Origin of the sequence: Enterococcus gallinarum NBRC 100675, from assembly GCF_001544275.1 — a bacterium.
Classification (GTDB): domain Bacteria; phylum Bacillota; class Bacilli; order Lactobacillales; family Enterococcaceae; genus Enterococcus_D; species Enterococcus_D gallinarum.
In genome coordinates this window covers 33,810-50,749 of the sequence record NZ_BCQE01000028.1, presented here as the reverse complement: position 1 = coordinate 50,749, position 16,940 = coordinate 33,810, and the positions used below count along the sequence as shown (strand labels likewise).

General features: G+C 39.8%; 27 protein-coding genes, 1 pseudogene and 1 other annotated feature. All 28 genes and pseudogenes read left to right on the top strand.

Annotation, left to right across the window (positions count from 1 at the left end; translation table 11 throughout):
- Window positions 1-666: 666 nt before the first annotated feature.
- The 28 genes and pseudogenes from EG2_RS19755 to EG2_RS14375 all read left to right on the top strand — a co-directional run bounded on the left by EG2_RS19755 (window position 667) and on the right by EG2_RS14375 (window position 16,739).
- Window positions 667-1,014 (top strand): hypothetical protein, encoded by a 348-nt coding sequence (locus EG2_RS19755; RefSeq protein ID WP_060815187.1) that lies wholly within the window; start codon window positions 667-669, stop codon window positions 1,012-1,014.
- Between the two features lie 55 nt (window positions 1,015-1,069).
- Window positions 1,070-1,405, top strand: a pseudogene (gene ssb, locus EG2_RS14500) (single-stranded DNA-binding protein); the annotation flags it as partial.
- A 79-nt stretch (window positions 1,406-1,484) separates the two neighbouring features.
- Window positions 1,485-1,817: a hypothetical protein gene (locus tag EG2_RS14495; RefSeq protein ID WP_060815185.1), complete on the top strand. Its 333-nt coding sequence runs from the start codon at window positions 1,485-1,487 to the stop codon at window positions 1,815-1,817.
- 57 nt (window positions 1,818-1,874) lie between these two features.
- Window positions 1,875-2,162, top strand: a complete 288-nt coding sequence (locus tag EG2_RS14490; RefSeq protein ID WP_060815184.1) for a hypothetical protein — start codon at window positions 1,875-1,877, stop codon at window positions 2,160-2,162.
- An 18-nt stretch (window positions 2,163-2,180) separates the two neighbouring features.
- Window positions 2,181-2,903, top strand: a complete 723-nt coding sequence (locus tag EG2_RS14485) for a DNA/RNA non-specific endonuclease (RefSeq protein ID WP_060815183.1) — start codon at window positions 2,181-2,183, stop codon at window positions 2,901-2,903.
- A 5-nt stretch (window positions 2,904-2,908) separates the two neighbouring features.
- The gene (locus EG2_RS14480; protein WP_060815182.1) at window positions 2,909-3,169 is read left to right on the top strand and encodes a hypothetical protein; all 261 of its coding nucleotides are present in this window, start codon (window positions 2,909-2,911) and stop codon (window positions 3,167-3,169) included.
- 44 nt (window positions 3,170-3,213) lie between these two features.
- The gene (locus EG2_RS14475) at window positions 3,214-3,546 is read left to right on the top strand and encodes a hypothetical protein (protein WP_060815181.1); all 333 of its coding nucleotides are present in this window, start codon (window positions 3,214-3,216) and stop codon (window positions 3,544-3,546) included.
- A gap of 105 nt (window positions 3,547-3,651) precedes the next feature.
- Window positions 3,652-3,831 carry a hypothetical protein gene (locus EG2_RS14470; RefSeq protein ID WP_060815180.1) on the top strand — a complete coding sequence of 60 codons (180 nt, stop codon included), beginning with the start codon at window positions 3,652-3,654 and terminating at the stop codon, window positions 3,829-3,831.
- On the top strand, window positions 3,815-4,030 hold the full coding sequence (locus EG2_RS14465; protein WP_060815179.1) for a hypothetical protein: 216 nt from the start codon (window positions 3,815-3,817) through the stop codon (window positions 4,028-4,030). The genes EG2_RS14470 and EG2_RS14465 overlap by 17 nt, the downstream gene beginning before the upstream one ends.
- Entirely contained in the window at window positions 4,011-4,187 is a 177-nt protein-coding gene (locus EG2_RS18915) for a hypothetical protein (RefSeq protein WP_156424245.1), read from the top strand. The genes EG2_RS14465 and EG2_RS18915 overlap by 20 nt, the downstream gene beginning before the upstream one ends.
- Before the next feature lie 19 nt (window positions 4,188-4,206).
- Window positions 4,207-4,407, top strand: coding sequence for a hypothetical protein (locus EG2_RS14460; protein ID WP_071870163.1), 201 nt, complete (start codon window positions 4,207-4,209; stop codon window positions 4,405-4,407).
- A 46-nt stretch (window positions 4,408-4,453) separates the two neighbouring features.
- A complete protein-coding gene (locus EG2_RS14455; RefSeq protein ID WP_060815177.1) occupies window positions 4,454-4,891 on the top strand; it encodes a hypothetical protein in 438 nt (145 codons plus the stop codon).
- On the top strand, window positions 4,881-5,546 hold the full coding sequence (locus EG2_RS14450; RefSeq protein WP_060815176.1) for a DUF2786 domain-containing protein: 666 nt from the start codon (window positions 4,881-4,883) through the stop codon (window positions 5,544-5,546). Before EG2_RS14455 ends, EG2_RS14450 begins: the two co-directional genes overlap by 11 nt.
- 18 nt (window positions 5,547-5,564) lie before the next feature.
- Window positions 5,565-6,371, top strand: a complete 807-nt coding sequence (locus EG2_RS14445) for a ParA family protein (RefSeq protein WP_071870164.1) — start codon at window positions 5,565-5,567, stop codon at window positions 6,369-6,371.
- 238 nt (window positions 6,372-6,609) lie between these two features.
- Window positions 6,610-6,906, top strand: coding sequence for a hypothetical protein (locus EG2_RS14440; protein ID WP_060815175.1), 297 nt, complete (start codon window positions 6,610-6,612; stop codon window positions 6,904-6,906).
- Window positions 6,907-6,997: 91 nt separating this feature from the next.
- On the top strand, window positions 6,998-7,216 hold the full coding sequence (locus EG2_RS18910) for a hypothetical protein (protein ID WP_060815174.1): 219 nt from the start codon (window positions 6,998-7,000) through the stop codon (window positions 7,214-7,216).
- Window positions 7,216-7,521, top strand: a complete 306-nt coding sequence (locus tag EG2_RS14430) for a BRCT domain-containing protein (protein ID WP_060815173.1) — start codon at window positions 7,216-7,218, stop codon at window positions 7,519-7,521. The genes EG2_RS18910 and EG2_RS14430 overlap by 1 nt, the downstream gene beginning before the upstream one ends.
- Before the next feature lie 20 nt (window positions 7,522-7,541).
- Window positions 7,542-8,975 carry an ISLre2 family transposase gene (locus tag EG2_RS14425; protein WP_060815172.1) on the top strand — a complete coding sequence of 478 codons (1,434 nt, stop codon included), beginning with the start codon at window positions 7,542-7,544 and terminating at the stop codon, window positions 8,973-8,975.
- Window positions 8,976-9,544: 569 nt separating this feature from the next.
- Window positions 9,545-9,616 (top strand) — a sequence feature (ribosomal protein L21 leader region).
- Window positions 9,617-9,635: 19 nt separating this feature from the next.
- Window positions 9,636-9,944 carry a 50S ribosomal protein L21 gene (rplU, locus tag EG2_RS14420; RefSeq protein WP_060815171.1) on the top strand — a complete coding sequence of 103 codons (309 nt, stop codon included), beginning with the start codon at window positions 9,636-9,638 and terminating at the stop codon, window positions 9,942-9,944.
- A 26-nt stretch (window positions 9,945-9,970) separates the two neighbouring features.
- Window positions 9,971-10,315: a ribosomal-processing cysteine protease Prp gene (locus tag EG2_RS14415; protein ID WP_003126178.1), complete on the top strand. Its 345-nt coding sequence runs from the start codon at window positions 9,971-9,973 to the stop codon at window positions 10,313-10,315.
- Between the two features lie 12 nt (window positions 10,316-10,327).
- Entirely contained in the window at window positions 10,328-10,621 is a 294-nt protein-coding gene (rpmA, locus tag EG2_RS14410; protein ID WP_003126181.1) for a 50S ribosomal protein L27, read from the top strand.
- A 91-nt stretch (window positions 10,622-10,712) separates the two neighbouring features.
- Window positions 10,713-11,165: a GNAT family N-acetyltransferase gene (locus EG2_RS14405; RefSeq protein WP_060815170.1), complete on the top strand. Its 453-nt coding sequence runs from the start codon at window positions 10,713-10,715 to the stop codon at window positions 11,163-11,165.
- Between the two features lie 524 nt (window positions 11,166-11,689).
- Window positions 11,690-12,616, top strand: coding sequence for a phosphate/phosphite/phosphonate ABC transporter substrate-binding protein (locus EG2_RS14400; protein ID WP_060815169.1), 927 nt, complete (start codon window positions 11,690-11,692; stop codon window positions 12,614-12,616).
- A gap of 81 nt (window positions 12,617-12,697) precedes the next feature.
- The gene (gene phnC / locus EG2_RS14395) at window positions 12,698-13,486 is read left to right on the top strand and encodes a phosphonate ABC transporter ATP-binding protein (RefSeq protein ID WP_060815168.1); all 789 of its coding nucleotides are present in this window, start codon (window positions 12,698-12,700) and stop codon (window positions 13,484-13,486) included.
- The gene (phnE, locus tag EG2_RS14390) at window positions 13,483-14,265 is read left to right on the top strand and encodes a phosphonate ABC transporter, permease protein PhnE (protein ID WP_060815167.1); all 783 of its coding nucleotides are present in this window, start codon (window positions 13,483-13,485) and stop codon (window positions 14,263-14,265) included. Before phnC ends, phnE (EG2_RS14390) begins: the two co-directional genes overlap by 4 nt.
- Window positions 14,262-15,047 carry a phosphonate ABC transporter, permease protein PhnE gene (gene phnE, locus EG2_RS14385; RefSeq protein ID WP_172461443.1) on the top strand — a complete coding sequence of 262 codons (786 nt, stop codon included), beginning with the start codon at window positions 14,262-14,264 and terminating at the stop codon, window positions 15,045-15,047. The genes phnE (EG2_RS14390) and phnE (EG2_RS14385) overlap by 4 nt, the downstream gene beginning before the upstream one ends.
- 150 nt (window positions 15,048-15,197) lie before the next feature.
- Window positions 15,198-16,106 carry a diacylglycerol/lipid kinase family protein gene (locus EG2_RS14380; RefSeq protein WP_060815166.1) on the top strand — a complete coding sequence of 303 codons (909 nt, stop codon included), beginning with the start codon at window positions 15,198-15,200 and terminating at the stop codon, window positions 16,104-16,106.
- 96 nt (window positions 16,107-16,202) lie between these two features.
- Window positions 16,203-16,739, top strand: a complete 537-nt coding sequence (locus EG2_RS14375; protein WP_060815165.1) for a GNAT family N-acetyltransferase — start codon at window positions 16,203-16,205, stop codon at window positions 16,737-16,739.
- Window positions 16,740-16,940: the final 201 nt, after the last annotated feature.

Sequence of the window (16,940 nt, the reverse complement as noted above, 5' to 3'; positions counted from 1 at the left end):
ATTTGTCGGGTTCCTTCATCGCTCCAACCACCGCCGCCGCTCTTACGGAACCCTGATCTTGTTTTCTTTTTTTGTACAGGAGAATGCATTGAACAGAAAGGAAGCCATCGCTGCTCGATGGCCTAAATGACTTTCGACGTAGCCGTCGATATCGGCCGCCTAAGCGTCCGAATTTGAGTGACTTTCCAGCTGTAAATAGAATCAAGAGATTCTGTTGTCAAAGAAGCGAAAACTCAGAAGATTTTCTAATTCATGCATCAGTCATTTGGCTAGTATAACCTAAACCATAACCTGCCTGCTTTCAAGGGTAAAATGTATCAGCGTCAAAATTTTAACAAAATTTTGAACCAAAAATGAAAAAAATAGAAACCCACGATTTTTTTCATTTTTTCGCTGCCCCTTTCCAGCAGTCAGAACATGGTTTCGAGCCGGTTATGCCAAACGACCGACGCACGAAAAGAAAATCTAATCAGAATTTTCACTTTTGATCTTTGACAACAGAATACTTTTTCTTGATCTCTCAGCTGACTATGAAAGTCACTCAAATCAAGACCTTAGGGGCTTTGCCCCTAACACCCCAGCCAACTTACTCCACCGAAAAGGTAGGAGGGGAAAGGCGCAACTCTCGAAGAAAACAAAAAAATTTATTTTTAGGAGGAGTCAACTATGATTACACAAACAAAAAACACCTCGTACCAAGTCGGAGACATCTTTTATAGCTCCTGGGGCTATGAACAAACCAATGTTACTTTCTGGCAGATTGTGAAATTAACGGAAAAAACGGCTTGGTTCAGACCTGTTAAGAAACAAACGATAGATATTCATACCTCAATGAGTGGAACGACTGCGCCCATACCAAATGAGTTTATTGATTATCCGCTCGCAAGAACAAAAAACAGCATTGTTAGAAAACGAATCAACCCGAATCATCCAAATGAACTCTATGGCAATCGCAGTTGGGACACCTTTTACCGCTATGATGGAAAACCTGTTTATGAAAGTAGTTACTACTAAGAGGGATCTTTCCCTCTTAGTTCAAAATAAAAAATATTTTAAGGAGAGATTTCACATGATGAACAACACAAATTTAATTGGCAGACTAACAAAAGAACCAAACTTTCGCTACACGTCAACCGGGAAAGCAGTCGCGAATTTTACGCTTGCAGTGAATCGAAATTTTACGAATGATCAAGGCGAACGAGAAGCGGATTTTATTCCTTGCGTGATCTGGAATAAAAAAGCGGAAACACTTGCGGATCATGTCACAAAAGGAAGTTTGATCGGAGTCAGTGGTCGATTACAAACGCGTAATTATGAAGATACTACAGGGGCACGAATTTATGTGATAGAAGTAGTCGTTGAAACCTTCAGTTTGTTGGAACCAAAAGCAAAAACCAAAGAACGAGCAGAACAACAATAAGTTTGATTCCTCAGTGGGAAACATTGCTTTTCCCGCTGAGGCGAACGTAAAGGAGGAAAATACAATGTTACAGACACTAACAAAAGAACAATTATTAAACTGGGATATTCGAGCAATCGATCGTCCAGAAATCTTTGAACAATGGCTAAACACAATAGCTGAAGAAAAGACCGTTTCTACTGAACTCATTTATACTAAAATGAACGGACAATACGACTTAATGCTAAATGTCTATTATGCCAATACGCAAGAAGAGTTAGAAGAAATAACGCCTGATTTCTTCTTTAGCCATTCTTGGTTAGAAGAAAAGTTTTGGGGATTTGTTTCAGCTGCCGCAAAGTCGAAAGCCACTTTTGATGCCGAATTCTTCTTTGATCAACTTGCCGGATATTGTTAAGGGGCGTAAGCCCCTTGCCCGAAAGGGAAAATGATTTATGAATGGGAGAGAAAGCCAATGTCAAAAACAAAGCCTATCGTTGATTGTTACGATCGAACGACCAAGGAATATTTAGGATCTTTTGAACAAACAAATGAAAATATTGTGAATTATGTTGCGAGGTTAAGTCCTTTCCAATCGGTTTATTTAGTGGAACAGCTGTCAGATACACTTATTCTAAGCACTATCGGGAACTTTTTGGATCAAGTCCCTAATCAACAATGGCTCCAACAGATCTTGCCGTTACTTATTGCCAAACAAACAGGAGAACGTCCGATAAACAGTGTATCAATGATTCATGGTTAAGAAGAAATGGAGGAAAGCATGCGAAAACGAAGAACGGGATTCTGGGGATTTCTAGTCCTTGTTGGAGTGGTTGTGGTTGGTTCGAAATGGAATCAACCACCCTCAGAATTAAGCGAAGTAGTTCATGAAGTCATACAAATGTTTACTGACAAGTCCGCGCAAGAGGTTCCTGTAGGCAATGGCTCGTCACAAATAGAAACGATCAATCATAATCAGCCGAGTTTTTCATCGGACGATTTGTCTTTAGAAAAGGGCACCTGGCAAACCTTCTCGGATTTAGATCCATTCAACCGTGTAGGAGAGGCAAACGCTTTGTTGCATAGAGACATGATGCCAACAGAAGAAAGAGAGCGGTTATTTATCAAGCCTACCGGCTGGAAACAAAAGAAAATGTCGAATGGGGACTATCTCTATAATCGCTGTCATTTGATCGGATTTCAGTTAACAGGTGAGAACAATAACCCGAAAAATTTGATGACAGGCACGCGTTCTTTTAACACGCCTGCCATGGTTGACATTGAAAATAAAGTCGCTGAGTATTTACGAAAAACAGGGAATCATGTTCGTTATCGTGTCACACTTGACTTTCAAGGGGAAGAATTGGTCGCACGAGGGATACAAATAGAAGCACAAAGTATTGAAGATACGGCGATTTCATTGAATGTGTATATTCACAACAGACAAGAAGGCTATACCATCGATTATTTGACGGGTTTATCAAGAGTAAATGAAAGAGAGTGAAGAACATGTATCAATCAACCAATCGGGCTTGTTACAACAGCTATTACGTGCCATTCCATACGATGGCTCATGCGAGTTGGCCACCGACGTATGTAAGATGTGATTGCGGGAAATTGGCCAAACATATCGTGCATTATCGACGGTTGCCTTGCGGAGCGCCACATTTTCAAAAGACGTTTATTTGGGCATGTGAACATTGTGGGGCACGGTATCGACAAATCAAAGGCACATTTGATTTTGAACGCATAGACGAACTGGGAGAGTAATAGCAGCTGATGTCTATAAAAACAAATCGAGGGAGGAAAACAACATGATCGAAGAAGTACAACTAGGGATTCAAACAGCGGAGGCATTTGGAGAATGGCTCGAACAGCTTCAAATCAAAGGAAATCAGGTCAAAAGTGCATTGGTTTTCCAGGAAGAAGAAACAGGAACGTTAGATGTTTGTTTGGAGATTACGTACGGCTCTACAGCAGAGGCGTTAACTGGATTTCCTATCGTTTCTTTGTCTTTAACGATTCTTGGCGAGGCATTTTTATACTATGTAGAAGCAGCATTGGCTGTTGCGAATGAATTTGAAGGGGCTGGGCTATTGACAGATATGTTGGCGTTAGTGAACCAACAGAAGAAAGAAAAAGCCTAGGGGGCAACACAAGAGCCCTTGTAAAAACAAGGGCTTGTGAAAGGAATTTATAAAAGAGATTTAGTTTATGTGATTAGTCTAATACACGAAGGAGGAGAATGCAAGATGAATCAACGCTTAGGAATAGTTTTGTTTTTATTGGGAATGAGTATGCAATTTTTGCCCGTTCTTTTTCAATTAGGCATTAGTAGTGGATTGAGTGCATGTTTGTTTTTTGCCTGGGACGAGTATTTGTATAAACAATCAAAGAAAGAATGGGGGGAGAGGTATGATTCCACCGTATAAAGCAGTCTGTTTTCCAGCCCTCTCATGTAAGGGCGAAGCACGCTTTGTCATTATTGATGTGAATACAGGGGAAATTATCGATGATGCCCAAGGCTATGGCTATAAAAGCAAAATGAGAGCCTATCGGTCATTTGGTTATCTACAAGCAAGAAAAAAACGAGTGTTGAGGAGGAAAGCACATGAAACAAGAAGCAATTGAGCGATTGATGACGCTTTGTTTTTCTGGAGTTGGCGTAACAATGATTCGCTGTTTGTTTTTAGGTCGATTGCGGTATCGGATCCGCAAAGGCATTCGATGGATGATGACCATCGGTTTGTTCGTAGGGATTTGGTTTTTGTTTTACTATTTTTGGTAAAAGAGAGGAAGCGGAACCATTGGCAATAAAAAAAGAAAATAAGCGAGGGGTGACCACCCTTAATCCCACACAACAAGTGGCGCTTCAACGATTATCAAAGAAATATGTACTTTCAGAAAGCAAGATCCTTGCTCATGCATTAGATCTTTTGATTGCACAAGAGGCGGCGAATTTTGATGTAGGATTAACGAAAAAGTGTCGACACTCGGTTCAAAAGTGAGGACACTTTCTATAAGAAGATCAAAGAGAAAGAAGGGGAACACAAAATGAGAAAAATCACCGCTGTACAGCTGGTAAATGAGTTGTCCGTTTTCGATAAAATGGCTCAAGTGTCGACATATTCCGCTCGTTTTTGTTTAGATGATTACTTGATTGAGGAAGTGCAGGAAGCAATCAAAACATGTAATCGCATGTATCCAGCATATCATTTTACACACGAACTTGTTTACGGTGGATTTGGTCATGATTTAGTTGTAGTTGATCGTAAGAAAAAAGCAGCGTATGACAGATTGCCAAAACCATATACCTATGAGGACTGTTTTGTTGCATTGAAGGAAGAATTTGGAAGGATATCTAGTGCTTGGTTTCATGGTTTGTGGAATCAGCGGCTCACTGAAGAAGAATATCAGGAAGTGCTAACTTCCTATAGAGAGCTGCAGAAGAGATTGGAGGAAAAGAGATTGGAGAAAAAAAGTGAAGGATAAACGCTTTATGAAGATTCAAAAACTGTTAGCGTTAGCTAACGATGCGAATGACGAAGAATCTATGAGTGCATTAGCGAAGGCTCAAGAATTAATGTTGAGTTATGGAATCTCTGAAGAGGAAGTCTTTGACTATAAGCAAGCTTCTTTTGAAGGGCAAGTGGTGGATCGTGTTGTCTATCAAGGAAAACCACAAAAATGGGTATATCGTTTAGCAAGAGTTATTTCTTCGAATTTTCGAGTGAAATATTATTATGTAGCAGGTACCCCCGTTGAGTTGCATTTTTTAGGAACAAAATCAGATGTAGAAATTGCGGATATTACGTTTCATTATGCAAAGGGAAGCATTGCGTATTGTGTAAGGAGATTCATGCAACAGCCAGAAATCAAGCGAAAAAGAAAGCGGAAATGGCAATTAAAGCAAGATTATATTCAAGGATATCTTGTTGGATTGCAGGAACAATTCTGGGAACAAGTAAAAACAAACGGATATGAATTAGCGTTACAAGTACCAAAATATGTACAAAAAGAGTTTGATGAATTATCGCTAGTACCAGGAAAGGACACGTCTCACAAAATAAAAGACTTAATAGTATTTCAGGAAGGTGTGCGAGAAGGAAAACAATTTAGGCAAAAAGAAAGTCTAGAATATCAATAATAAAGAGAGGGAAACCCGATGACAAAATTTATCACAGTAAACAATAAAAAAGGCGGCACAGGAAAAACAAGCGTCTCTTGTATGTTAGCAGTGTATCTTTCAATGTTTGGAAATACATGTTTGATTGATGCCGATGAAAGCGGGAATGCGACAAAGCGTTTTACCTCAACCATTGAGGAAAAAGCAACCTTTGCCCGATTGTTTCGAAAACAAGAACTCTTTCCTATGGCTGTACGAGAAGGATTAGATGTAGTTTGTGGTACGCCTGAACTAGAAGAAGTGAACACCGAATTGGTTTCAAGGCTCAATAATACCCTGGTCTTTGCGGGCTATGTGCGGCAGCATGAGACCTTTGGAAATTATGAGTATGTGGTCATTGATACACGAAACGATAGTAATTTGATTACGAATAACCTATTGGTTGCGTCAGATCTGATTATCGGTGTGTCAGATCCAAGTTCAGATGGTTTTGAAGCATTGATGAACCTAGAAGAACATGTTTCCTGGTTAGCAAATGAGCTGCGGGATTTGTTTACAGGAGAGAGTTATGTACGGGCAGAAGTGATGTTTGTAGGGAATAAGGTGGCACATAATACGGATGTTTCTCGTCAGTTCAAGCAGGTGATGGAAGAAATTCCTAGCTTTTTAGGCTATTTCCAAGATCGAACGGCATTTGATGAAGCAGGATTACAACGAAAGACCGTGCTGGATTTGTTTGATGAAGCGAAGTATCAGCAAGAGAAGTACCGTATGTTTCGAGAAGAGACCCTGCGCGTATTAGAAGCCATCAAAGCAAAGGTTGACGGATTGGCAAGCCAGCGATAGCGAGGCTTGCCATATACTTGAATTATATACTTGAATTATATACTTGAATTATATACTTGAATTATATACTTGAATTATATACTTGAATTATATACTTGAATTATATACTTGAATTATATACTTGAATTATATACTTGAATTATATACTTGAATTATATACTTGAATTATATACTTGAATTATATACTTGAAAATGTAAAATCTATACTAAAAAATAGAGACTATAGGAGGAAAACGAAATGAATCAATTTGTAAAGATCCAACAAGAGATGCAGGAAAAGAAGAAAAAACGATCGGTACATGAACCCGCTGCACAGAGCGTGGATAATCTACGCATGGGTCGTTTATCGGTTCCTTTGGAAGAACTAAAAAAGAAGGAGAAAAAAGAACGGTATCTTTTTTCTTTGTATCCGAAAGAACGTGAATTGTTAAACGAACTAGCTCTTCAAGCTGGATTCAAAAATCAATATGGCGAGGGAAATGCCTCTGCATTTCTCAGTGCGATCATTCGAGAATTAGGAGGGGAAAACAAGTAGAAGAAATGATTGAAACTGACAATCATTTTCTTTTATGCTAGAAGAAAAAATATTAGACAAACATTCCTTTACGAGAAAGCGAGGATAAGATATGAAGGCATTGTGTATTGGGCAAGTCATTACTGCCAAGACGGTTCACGGAGAACGAGTCACTGGAAAAGTCGAACGATTGAATGAGCATACGGTGGTTTTAAGCATTGATTCGTCTTTAGAACGTGTGGTGGTATCTGAAAAAGAACTGAAAAAACAAGGATGGACATGGAAGAAACCGCATCGAAAAGGCTCGTTAAACAATGGAGGGAGCATTTAATGAATCAAGAGTGGATGGTGTTTACTGGAACATTATCAAGTCTGACTCGTGAACAAGCCCAAGCGTTGGTGGTTGCCCTTGGTGGGCATACGCAAAACATGGTCACCAGTCAGACGACGCAGCTGGTCATCGGTACCAGTCGCCCAACCTTATTTTCTGATCGACGATCAACGAAATGGGAAACAGCCGAAAGGAGACGCAAAGCGGGTCAATCAATTGGTTTTATGAATGAACGAATGTTTTTAGAAGCTGCGATCGATGTACTACAGAACCGAGTAAGAAATTTACAGACAACTGACAGGTAAAACGGAGGAGTAAAGAAAAGATGGACACATATTTCCAACAAATGGATCAGATTTTGGCGCATGAGACGATGGATCAGATCGAAAAAGAACGCCAACTTCAACTTTTGATGAATACATTCATTGGGTATTATTTCCAGCAATACATAAAATATAAGGAGAATAGCCAACGATCGTATTATCTAGCCCATGGGTATCAGCCAGAAAAGAAAGCGGAGCGGACGATTCATTTTTTATTCGGGTCGATGACCTATGAACGAACACCGTGGAAAAAAGAAGGCGAAATTATTTATCCAGTAGACGAATGGTTAGGCGTTTCTGCCTATGATCGCTATTCCCCTGGTGTATCTTTTGCGATGGTGAAAGCTAGTAAAGATTGCCCTTACCGAAAAGTGTCAACGATCATTGAAGATTTTACGGTCATTTCGTGTTCAAAAGATACCGTAGGAAAAGCCGTCCAATTGTTTGGAGAAAAAGCCGAGCACTACTTTTCCTATCAACGAGAATATGGGGAAGCGGGAAATCGTAAGGTGCCGTATCTATTCATAGAAGGTGATGGCGTACTTGTGAATGAAAAAGGACTAGTTAACAGGGGACGGAAAAAGAAACAAGGGAATGGGAAAAAGAAAGAATTAAGCCATTTTGTGATTCATGAGGGAATAGAAGAAACAGGGCTTCAAGCCATTCCTCGTTTAAAACATGCGCGAACGATTATTTCGTCCAGTTATGCCGAGGCAGCTCACCAGGTCAAAGATTATTTGTATCAAACGTATGATCTAAAAGAAACGATCGTCGTCGCAAATACAGATGGGGGAAAAGGATTCACGAAAAGGAAGATCCAAGAATTATTGCCGGTAAAAATTGGCGGATTTGACTATTTTATCGATCGGTATCATGTGACCCAAAAATTGATTCAGCGTGTCTTTAAAACAGAATTGATCAATTCGTTTCAAGAGGCGATCAATGCCTATGATCCACGAAAACGAGATGTGTTGTTAACAACATTGGAGAGTTGTTGCGAAACGCAGGAACAGTTGTACCATTATACGAAGCTCAAAGGCTATTTGTATCGGAATTGGCCGTATCTGAAACCGTATCATCTACGGAATCTGCCAAAGAAAAAACAAGGGATCGGGATCATGGAAAGCCGTCATCGAAGTTTTACGTATCGGATGAAGAATCAAGGGAAGTACTGGGGACGAGGATTAGAAGGAATGATTCAATTGATTGCCTCAGAGAAAAATCAAACGATCAAATCCATTTTCTTGCAAGAATGGCAAGAAGCCTTTGCGTTAGATGAACGGCTAAAACGTCAACCGTTGTGTGGGCTTGAACAGGCAGATGAAGAAACAGAAACGGGTATAACTAAGGGAGAAGTGCGTCTTCAAACCGATCGAGGAGCAGTCAAAGAGTATGTCAATTGGCTGAAAAGAGGAACCCCCCTAGACAAAATCTAGGAGGGAATCGTGAAAAAAGATCTCTCGATCTTGAAAAAAAGTGTTGTAAAGAGTGATGGCTCTTTACAACACCAGTATAAAAGAAAATTTCTTGCGATACAATAAAAAATTTAATTTATTCTGCCATATTATTTTTTAGAAAAGAATTGACAAACGATTAAAAAGGGTGTAGAAATAAAGATAACAAAAGCGAGACAAAAAAAGGTGATGGAACCATTCGTCCATCACATCGATTTGTCAAAAGTTTTGTTTTAATGATAATTTATATTGAAGAGTTTATACTTGAAAAGCTTATTTGTCAATACTATTTTTTATTATTTTTTGATTCGATTTTTTCATCTATCGAAAGAATGACTATTTTCGAAGAGATAGACGACGCATTATAAATAACAAAAACAAAAATAAAATAACGATCAAAAAACAAACTGCCAGAAGTTTGTTTTAATGTTAATTTAATTTTTCTTCTTCAGAAAAAGTGTCCGGGTAAAATACAGACACATACAAATCCTTATTTTTCATTGACTTTACGGAAACATTTTGATAAAGTTAATCTGTTGTAATTGTGGACTCCACAGCTACAACCGCACAGAACAAGTTATTAAGTACGAAAGTCACTTGGGATGGCGAGTCTAAGTATAATAGAAGGAGGTGCTTTAGAGCATGTACGCAATTATCAAAACTGGTGGTAAACAAGTAAAAGTTGAAGTGGGTCAAGCAATCTATGTTGAAAAATTAGATGTAGAAGCTGGACAAAAAGTTACTTTTGATGAAGTGATCTTAGTAGGTGGCGAATCAACAAAAGTAGGTGCCCCAATCGTTGCTGGTGCAACTGTTGAAGGAACTGTAGAAAAACACGGCAAACAAAAGAAAGTCGTAACTTTCAAATACAAACCTAAAAAACATTCACACCGCAAACAAGGTCACCGTCAACCTTACACAAAAGTTGTTATTGACGCAATCAATGTATAATTCTTACGAAAAGTAGGGTAACGAATATGATCAAAGGGACATTCAAGCGTAATGACTCTGGTCGGATTGTTTCTTTTGAACTTACCGGTCACGCGCAAGCAGGAGAATATGGCAAAGACATCGTCTGCGCAGCTGCTTCAGCATTAGCGATCAGTGCGGTAAATGGGATCGATGCTTTGGCTGGTGTAACACCAATCGTTGAAGCGAACAATGAAGAAGGTGGCTACCTTCTTGTTAAACTTGTTCCTCGTTTGACCCAAGAGCAGTCGAATATCTCTCAGATTCTTTTAGAGAATCTATTGATTGGTCTGCAATCTGTTCAAGAAGAATACAGCGATTATATCCAAATCAAAACAATCAAAGAAAACTAGGAGGTGCATCTCATGTTGATGAAAATGAATTTGCAATTCTTCGCTCACAAAAAAGGTGGCGGTTCTACTTCTAACGGACGCGACTCTCAATCAAAACGTTTAGGTGCTAAACGTGCTGATGGTCAAACTGTTTCAGGTGGATCAATCCTTTATCGCCAACGCGGTACTAAAATTTACCCAGGAGTAAACGTAGGTATCGGTGGAGATGATACATTATTTGCAAAAGTTGACGGTGTTGTTCGTTTCGAACGTAAAGGCCGCGACAAAAAGCAAGTTTCTGTATACCCAGTAGCGCAAGAAGCTTAATAAATACAGTTAGATGATTTACTATATCCTTAGTAAGTCATCTTTTTTTATTCGGTTTATTTGAAAGCGATTTAATTAGAGGAGGTCTGAAATGATCCGGCTAAAACCAATCACAAAAGAGAATTATCGTGGCTGTATTGAATTAAAAACAACCAAAGAACAAGAAAAATTCGTTGCACCTAATTGGTACTCTTTGCTGGAAGCTGCATATGAAGAATCTCGGCAGGCTTTTGCGATTTATCATCAAGAAGAAATGATCGGTTTCTTATTGTTTAGTTATTACGAAGCGGATGAAGATTATGCAAAAGAATCATGGTGGATCGAGCGTTTTATGATTGATCATCGCTTTCAGCAAAAAGGATATGGCTCACAGGCGATGGAAGCAGCGATTGAGTGGTTCCGACAGACGATCCAAGCGAAAGAACTACGAATTTCTTCCGTTAAGGAAAATACGATCGCTAAACAGATGTACGAAGGTTTTGGATTTGTTGCAACTGGGGAGTTTGTAAATGATGAGACCGTGTTGTTGAAAGAATGGAGATAATTTAGTTAAAAATAAACTCATGGTGGTGTTGGATGTGAGGATCCGACAGCCATGAGTTTTTTGCACTTGAAAGACTGCTGTTGTAAGCCCGGGGAAGAATAGGCGATCGTCTTTTCGATCTGTCTCTTCAAACTTTTGTTTTGGTAATCTTGGTCAAACTAGTTACCGGTAGATGTGGGGGAGAGAATTGTAGCCTCAAAAGTAGAGAATTTCCTGATTAATATCATGTCCAATAGATCACAACTACCTCCGAGAGGGTTAACAGAAACTTTACGTGTTGTAAATACAAACAATAAATTGCTTTGGTACTCTTTTTAAAGTAGAGCAAAGCAATTGACAGACTGTGAAATACTCTTTGATTGAGAAAAGGTATACAAGATAATGTTCGTGATTAGATTGGTTTTACTAAAAAAATACCCATTTATAGCGAAAAATAGTTGTAATTAAATGTACGTTTTTCTATAATCAAAAAGGTAAAGTTCGTTAATTGGTTGTTCTAATTTTTAACACAAAGGAGAAGAAGAATGAAGCTTTGGAAAAAGGTAGGAATCGTTGGATTAGGATTAGCAACTGGATGGGCATTAGCAGCTTGCGGAGCTGGAGAATCTAGTTCGAGTGCAGAGGAACAATATGTTCCAGAAAAGTTGACAGTTCAATTTGTACCCTCGCAAGCAGCAGAAACGTTAGAAGCTAAAGCAAAACCGCTTGAAAAGCTGTTAAGTGATAAACTAGGAATTCCAGTTACTGTAAGTGTTTCAACAGATTACAATACGATCGTCGAAGCAATGGCTTCTAAGCAAGTGGATGTGGGCTTTTTGCCTCCGAATGCTTATGTTTTGGCTCATGAACAAAGCAATGTAAAAGTATTGTTGCAGGCACAACGATATGGGATCAAACAGCCTGGTGGTGAAGCGACAGATGAATTGGTGGATAGCTATCGATCAATGGTTGTTGTCAAGAGCGGCAGCGATATCAAGGAGTTGGCTGATTTGAAAGGGAAAACGATCGCTACACAAGATGTGACCTCTTCGGCTGGGTATGTTTGGCCAGTTGCGGAACTTCAAAAAGAAGGGATAGACATCAATAAGGATGTAACGACAGTTCAAGTCAAAGGTCATGACCAAGCAGTTTTGGCTGTCTTAAACGGAGATGTAGATGCGGCTTTCGTTTTTGAAGATGCGCGAAATACAGTGAAAAAAGATTATCCTAAAATCATGAATGACGTGGAACCTATGTATTTCACAGAACCGATCCCGAATGACACCATTAGTGTTCGCAGTGATATGAGTGAGGAATGGGACAAAAAAATCCAAGATGCCTTTATCGAAATTGGTAAAGATGAAGAAGGTCATCAAATCATTTCAGATATCTACTCTCATGAAGGCTATGTAGTCTCCCAAGACAGTAATTTTGATATCGTTCGTGAATATGCAGAACAAGTAGGACAATAAGCGGCAGAGAAAGGGTATCGTATCAAGAGATACCCTTTTCAATTTTATAAAAGTAGTTTAATGAGAGAAAGTAGGAGAACCATGGCGTTAGCAAATAAAAAGATCATTTCGTTTAGAAATGTGACAAAAGAATATCCAAACGGTGTGCTGGGGTTACAAGATTTGAATATTGACATCGATCAAGGGGAGTTTGTGATCGTTGTTGGGTTGTCTGGTGCGGGGAAATCAACCATGCTGCGTTCCATCAACCGCTTGCACGAAATCACCAGTGGCGAAATTTTGATCGATAATCGCTCCATTACAAAAGCAAAGGGCAAAGAATTACGTTTGATTCGCCGAGACATTGGCATGATTTTCCAAAGTTTCAATTTGGTAAAACGTTCGAGTGTCTTAAGGAATGTTCTCACTGGAAGAGTCGCTTATCACCCCACTCTTCAGATGCTTTTGGGGTTGTTTCCGCAAGCGGATAAGGAACTAGCTTATCAGTCGCTACAAAGAGTAAATCTAGCCGAAAAAGTTTATACAAGAGCCGATCAATTGTCTGGTGGGCAGCAACAACGGGTCTCGATTGCACGGGCATTGACTCAGGAACCAAAAATCATTTTAGCGGATGAGCCGGTAGCTTCTCTGGATCCTATGACAACGGAGAAGGTCATGAGTGATTTAAAGCGGATCAATCAAGAGTTAGGGATTACGATCGTTGTCAATTTGCATTCCGTGCAATTAGCGCGAGAGTATGGTACACGGATCATTGGGTTACGTGATGGTCGCCTTGTTTTTGATGGTCCAGTTAGCGAAGCCACTGACCGAAAATTAAAAGAAATCTACGGCAGTGAGATTATCGAAGAGCAAGGAGGCACAGAAAAATGACCACTCAATTGTTACCTAAACGAAGTGGGCTATTGAAGAATATCCTCTGGTTGGTGCTTTTTTTGCTCGTTTTGATTTTGAGTGGATCGATTACGGGAGTCGATCTTCGCCGTTTTTTTGAAAATGCGGATCAAATGAACGTGATACTGATAAAAATGCTGCGACCAGATTGGTCGTATAGTACGATCATTGTAGAGCCTCTTCTTCAAACCATTCAAATGGCAATTGTCGGAACAACGTTTGGGGCGCTCATTGCTTTGCCTTTTTCTTTGCTGGCAGCCAGAAATATCCTAACAATTCCTTGGTTATCGGGGATTTTTCGCTTTCTTTTGAATATTGTACGAACGATTCCTGATTTGATGTTGGCGGCGCTGTTCGTAGCAGTTGTCGGTATTGGTCCGGTAGCTGGTGTGATTTCAATTTCCATCTTTTCTTTTGGGATGATTACGAAATTATTTTATGAGTCGATCGAAACAATTGATGCGGGACCGATCGAGGCTGTCACCGCTTCAGGGGGATCAAAACTGGCGATTATCCGTTACGCAGTACTTCCGCAGGTAACGAGTCATTTTTTGAGTTATCTTTTGTACGCCTTTGAGATCAATGTGCGCGCCTCAACGATCTTAGGGTATATCGGCGCGGGAGGAATCGGTGTCTTTTTGCAACGGTCATTGAGTCAATTTCGCTACGACCAAACGGCAATTATCGTTTTGGCGATTTTTATCGTTGTTCTTCTTATAGATACCATCAGTAATAGAGTAAGGGAGCGATTGCTATGATGTTGCCAACGGAACCCCAGAAAAAAAGAAAATGGCTTTTCGTGCTCGTTCTGGTTGCTATTTATATTTGGGCATTTTCAGGAATCCCCTTAGCTGCTATTAAAGAAAACGTTGGTCAAATCTTAGGGGCAATTTTCTACGGATTGATCCATCCGGATTGGAGTTATGTCTATACCGGGGATGGAGAAGATTTGATCAGTTTAATGATTGAAACTGTAGCCATCGCTTTTGTTGGTACATTTATTTCTTCTTTATTAAGTATTCCTTTTGCGTTTTGGGCAGCTCGAAGCAAAAATACACCTAGATTCTTGTCTGGCACAGGAAAAGTCATCTTAACAGCGATTCGCACGTTTCCTGAGATTGTTCTAGCCATCATGTTTATTAAAACTGTTGGTCCAGGATCTTTTGCGGGCGTTTTAGCCGTCAGTGTCCACTCCATAGGTATGTTAGCCAAGTTATATAGTGAAGCGATCGAAAATATGGATCAGGGACCTTCTGAATCTGTTGTGAGTGCTGGCGGAAATCGTTGGGCGGTTTTAGGATTTGCGACTTTACCGCAGTTGATTCCAGAATTTTTGTCGTTTACTTTATATCGTTTTGAATTAGCTGTTCGCTCTGCATCGATTCTGGGAATAGTGGGAGCAGGAGGGATTGGTACACCGATGATTTTTGCTATCAATGCACGGTCTTGGAGTCGTGTGGGCATCATTTTGCTTGGTATTATTTTGACAGTTACCTGTATTGATTTTATTTCGGGGCGTTTACGCAAACGATTGGTCTAAGAGTAAGAAATACGGCAATACACACAGCCCTATTCGATTCAATTGGAGATCCGTTCAGAGCTATTCGCGGTGGTTTGCAAAAAAGACAAATCTGGTGGCTCTTTGTTATACTAAAATGTGAAACGAAGTAGCATTAAGGAGGCAGAGGAGATGAAAGCACTATTGATCGTCAATCCTAGTTCAGGAGGCGAAAAAGCTGCAGAATACGAGGAATTAGCAACAAAAAAATTGCAGGAATTATTTGATGAAGTGGCTGTTGCACACACAGAAAAAGCGGGCGATGCCGAGCGATTCGCATCTGAAGCTGTCGGCTCCGTGGATAGCGTGTTTGCAATGGGAGGTGATGGTACAGTTAATGAGGCGATCAGCGGAATTGCTAGTCATGAGGAGCGTCCGCGTTTTGGCTTTTTCCCTCTAGGTACAGTCAATGACTTGGCTCGTGCATTGGCCATTCCTCTTGATCCTGAAGAAGCAATCGAATCGTTTTCGCTGGATCATTCTCGCAAAATCGATATTGGGAAAATCAATGACGATTATTTTATGAATGTAGTGGCGATCGGCATCATTCCAGCAGCTATCAACAATGTTGAAGTTGAAGAAAAAACGAAACTTGGAAAAATGGCTTATTTTCTTTCCGGGTTGCGGGAAGTACGCAAAAATGAAAGTCATCAATTTGAAATTATCACTACTGGTCAGGAAGCAACAGAAACCAAAATTGAAAGCAGCACACTGATCGTAGGGTCGTCGAATACGATCGGTGGTTTTGAATCGCTGTTACCAGAAGCGAGTACGAATGATGGGAAATTGCATCTTATCTACATTAAAGACAGCAATCTTTGGGAAACCATCAAGAGTATTCCCGAACTGCTAAAAGGAGTGACGGAATCCAACGAATCCCTTGGATATCTAACGTTTGAGAAAGCGCAGATCAAACTACTGGATGATGCAACGATCGAAACCAATGTCGATGGAGACCCGGGTCCAAGTCTGCCGGTTGAGATCCAAGTATTACCACAACATATTACTGTGTTTTGCGGGCAAGAAAAAAATCAAGCATAAGCTAGTTGGTAAAGATGATCCTTGTTTTTAGACAAGGATTGTCTTTTTTTTATTAGAAAGGTATACTGATAAAAATTTGAAGAAAGAAGGGAATATATGAACATTCGAAAGGCTGCTGTTGCAGATGCCAAAGCATTGTTAAAAATTTATGCGCCTTATGTAGATCATACGGCTATTACTTTTGAAACGGAGATACCAACTGAGGAAGAATTTGCGCACCGGATCACTCAAACGCTTCAGCGTTATCCATACTTAATTGCTGAAGAAAATGGTGTCATTCTTGGCTATGCTTATGCCACCGCTTATAAAACACGAGCTGCCTATGACTGGACGGCGGAAGTGACGGTTTACATCGATCGAGAAGTAAAAGCAAAAGGGATAGGAACGATGCTTTATCATCATTTGGAGTCAGAGTTGAAAAAACAAAATATCGTAAATTTGACCGCTTGTATCACGGCTGGAAATGAAGGCAGTGTGGGGTTCCATCAAAAATTTGGTTACAAAGAAGTTGCATGTTTCCCACAAATTGGCTATAAGTTCGAGCAGTGGCACGATGTTTTATGGATGCAAAAAGAGTTGCAGCAGTTTGATGGTGACGTGCCAAAATTTATTCCCTACCCATTGACACAATAATCATAGCATTAGATTGTCTTTTTTTTGCTAAATGCTTTATTCTTAAGTTAATCAAAAGGCGCTATGAAAAAATGGTTAGTGCTGCATGCTGCAAGATTTTACAAGGGACGTGTTTAAGGGTGGCTAGGTTATTGGCTGGTTTGAGTAGGGAAAGTATTCAGAAAAGATTTGCAATTTTTATTCAAACCCATTAAAGTATTC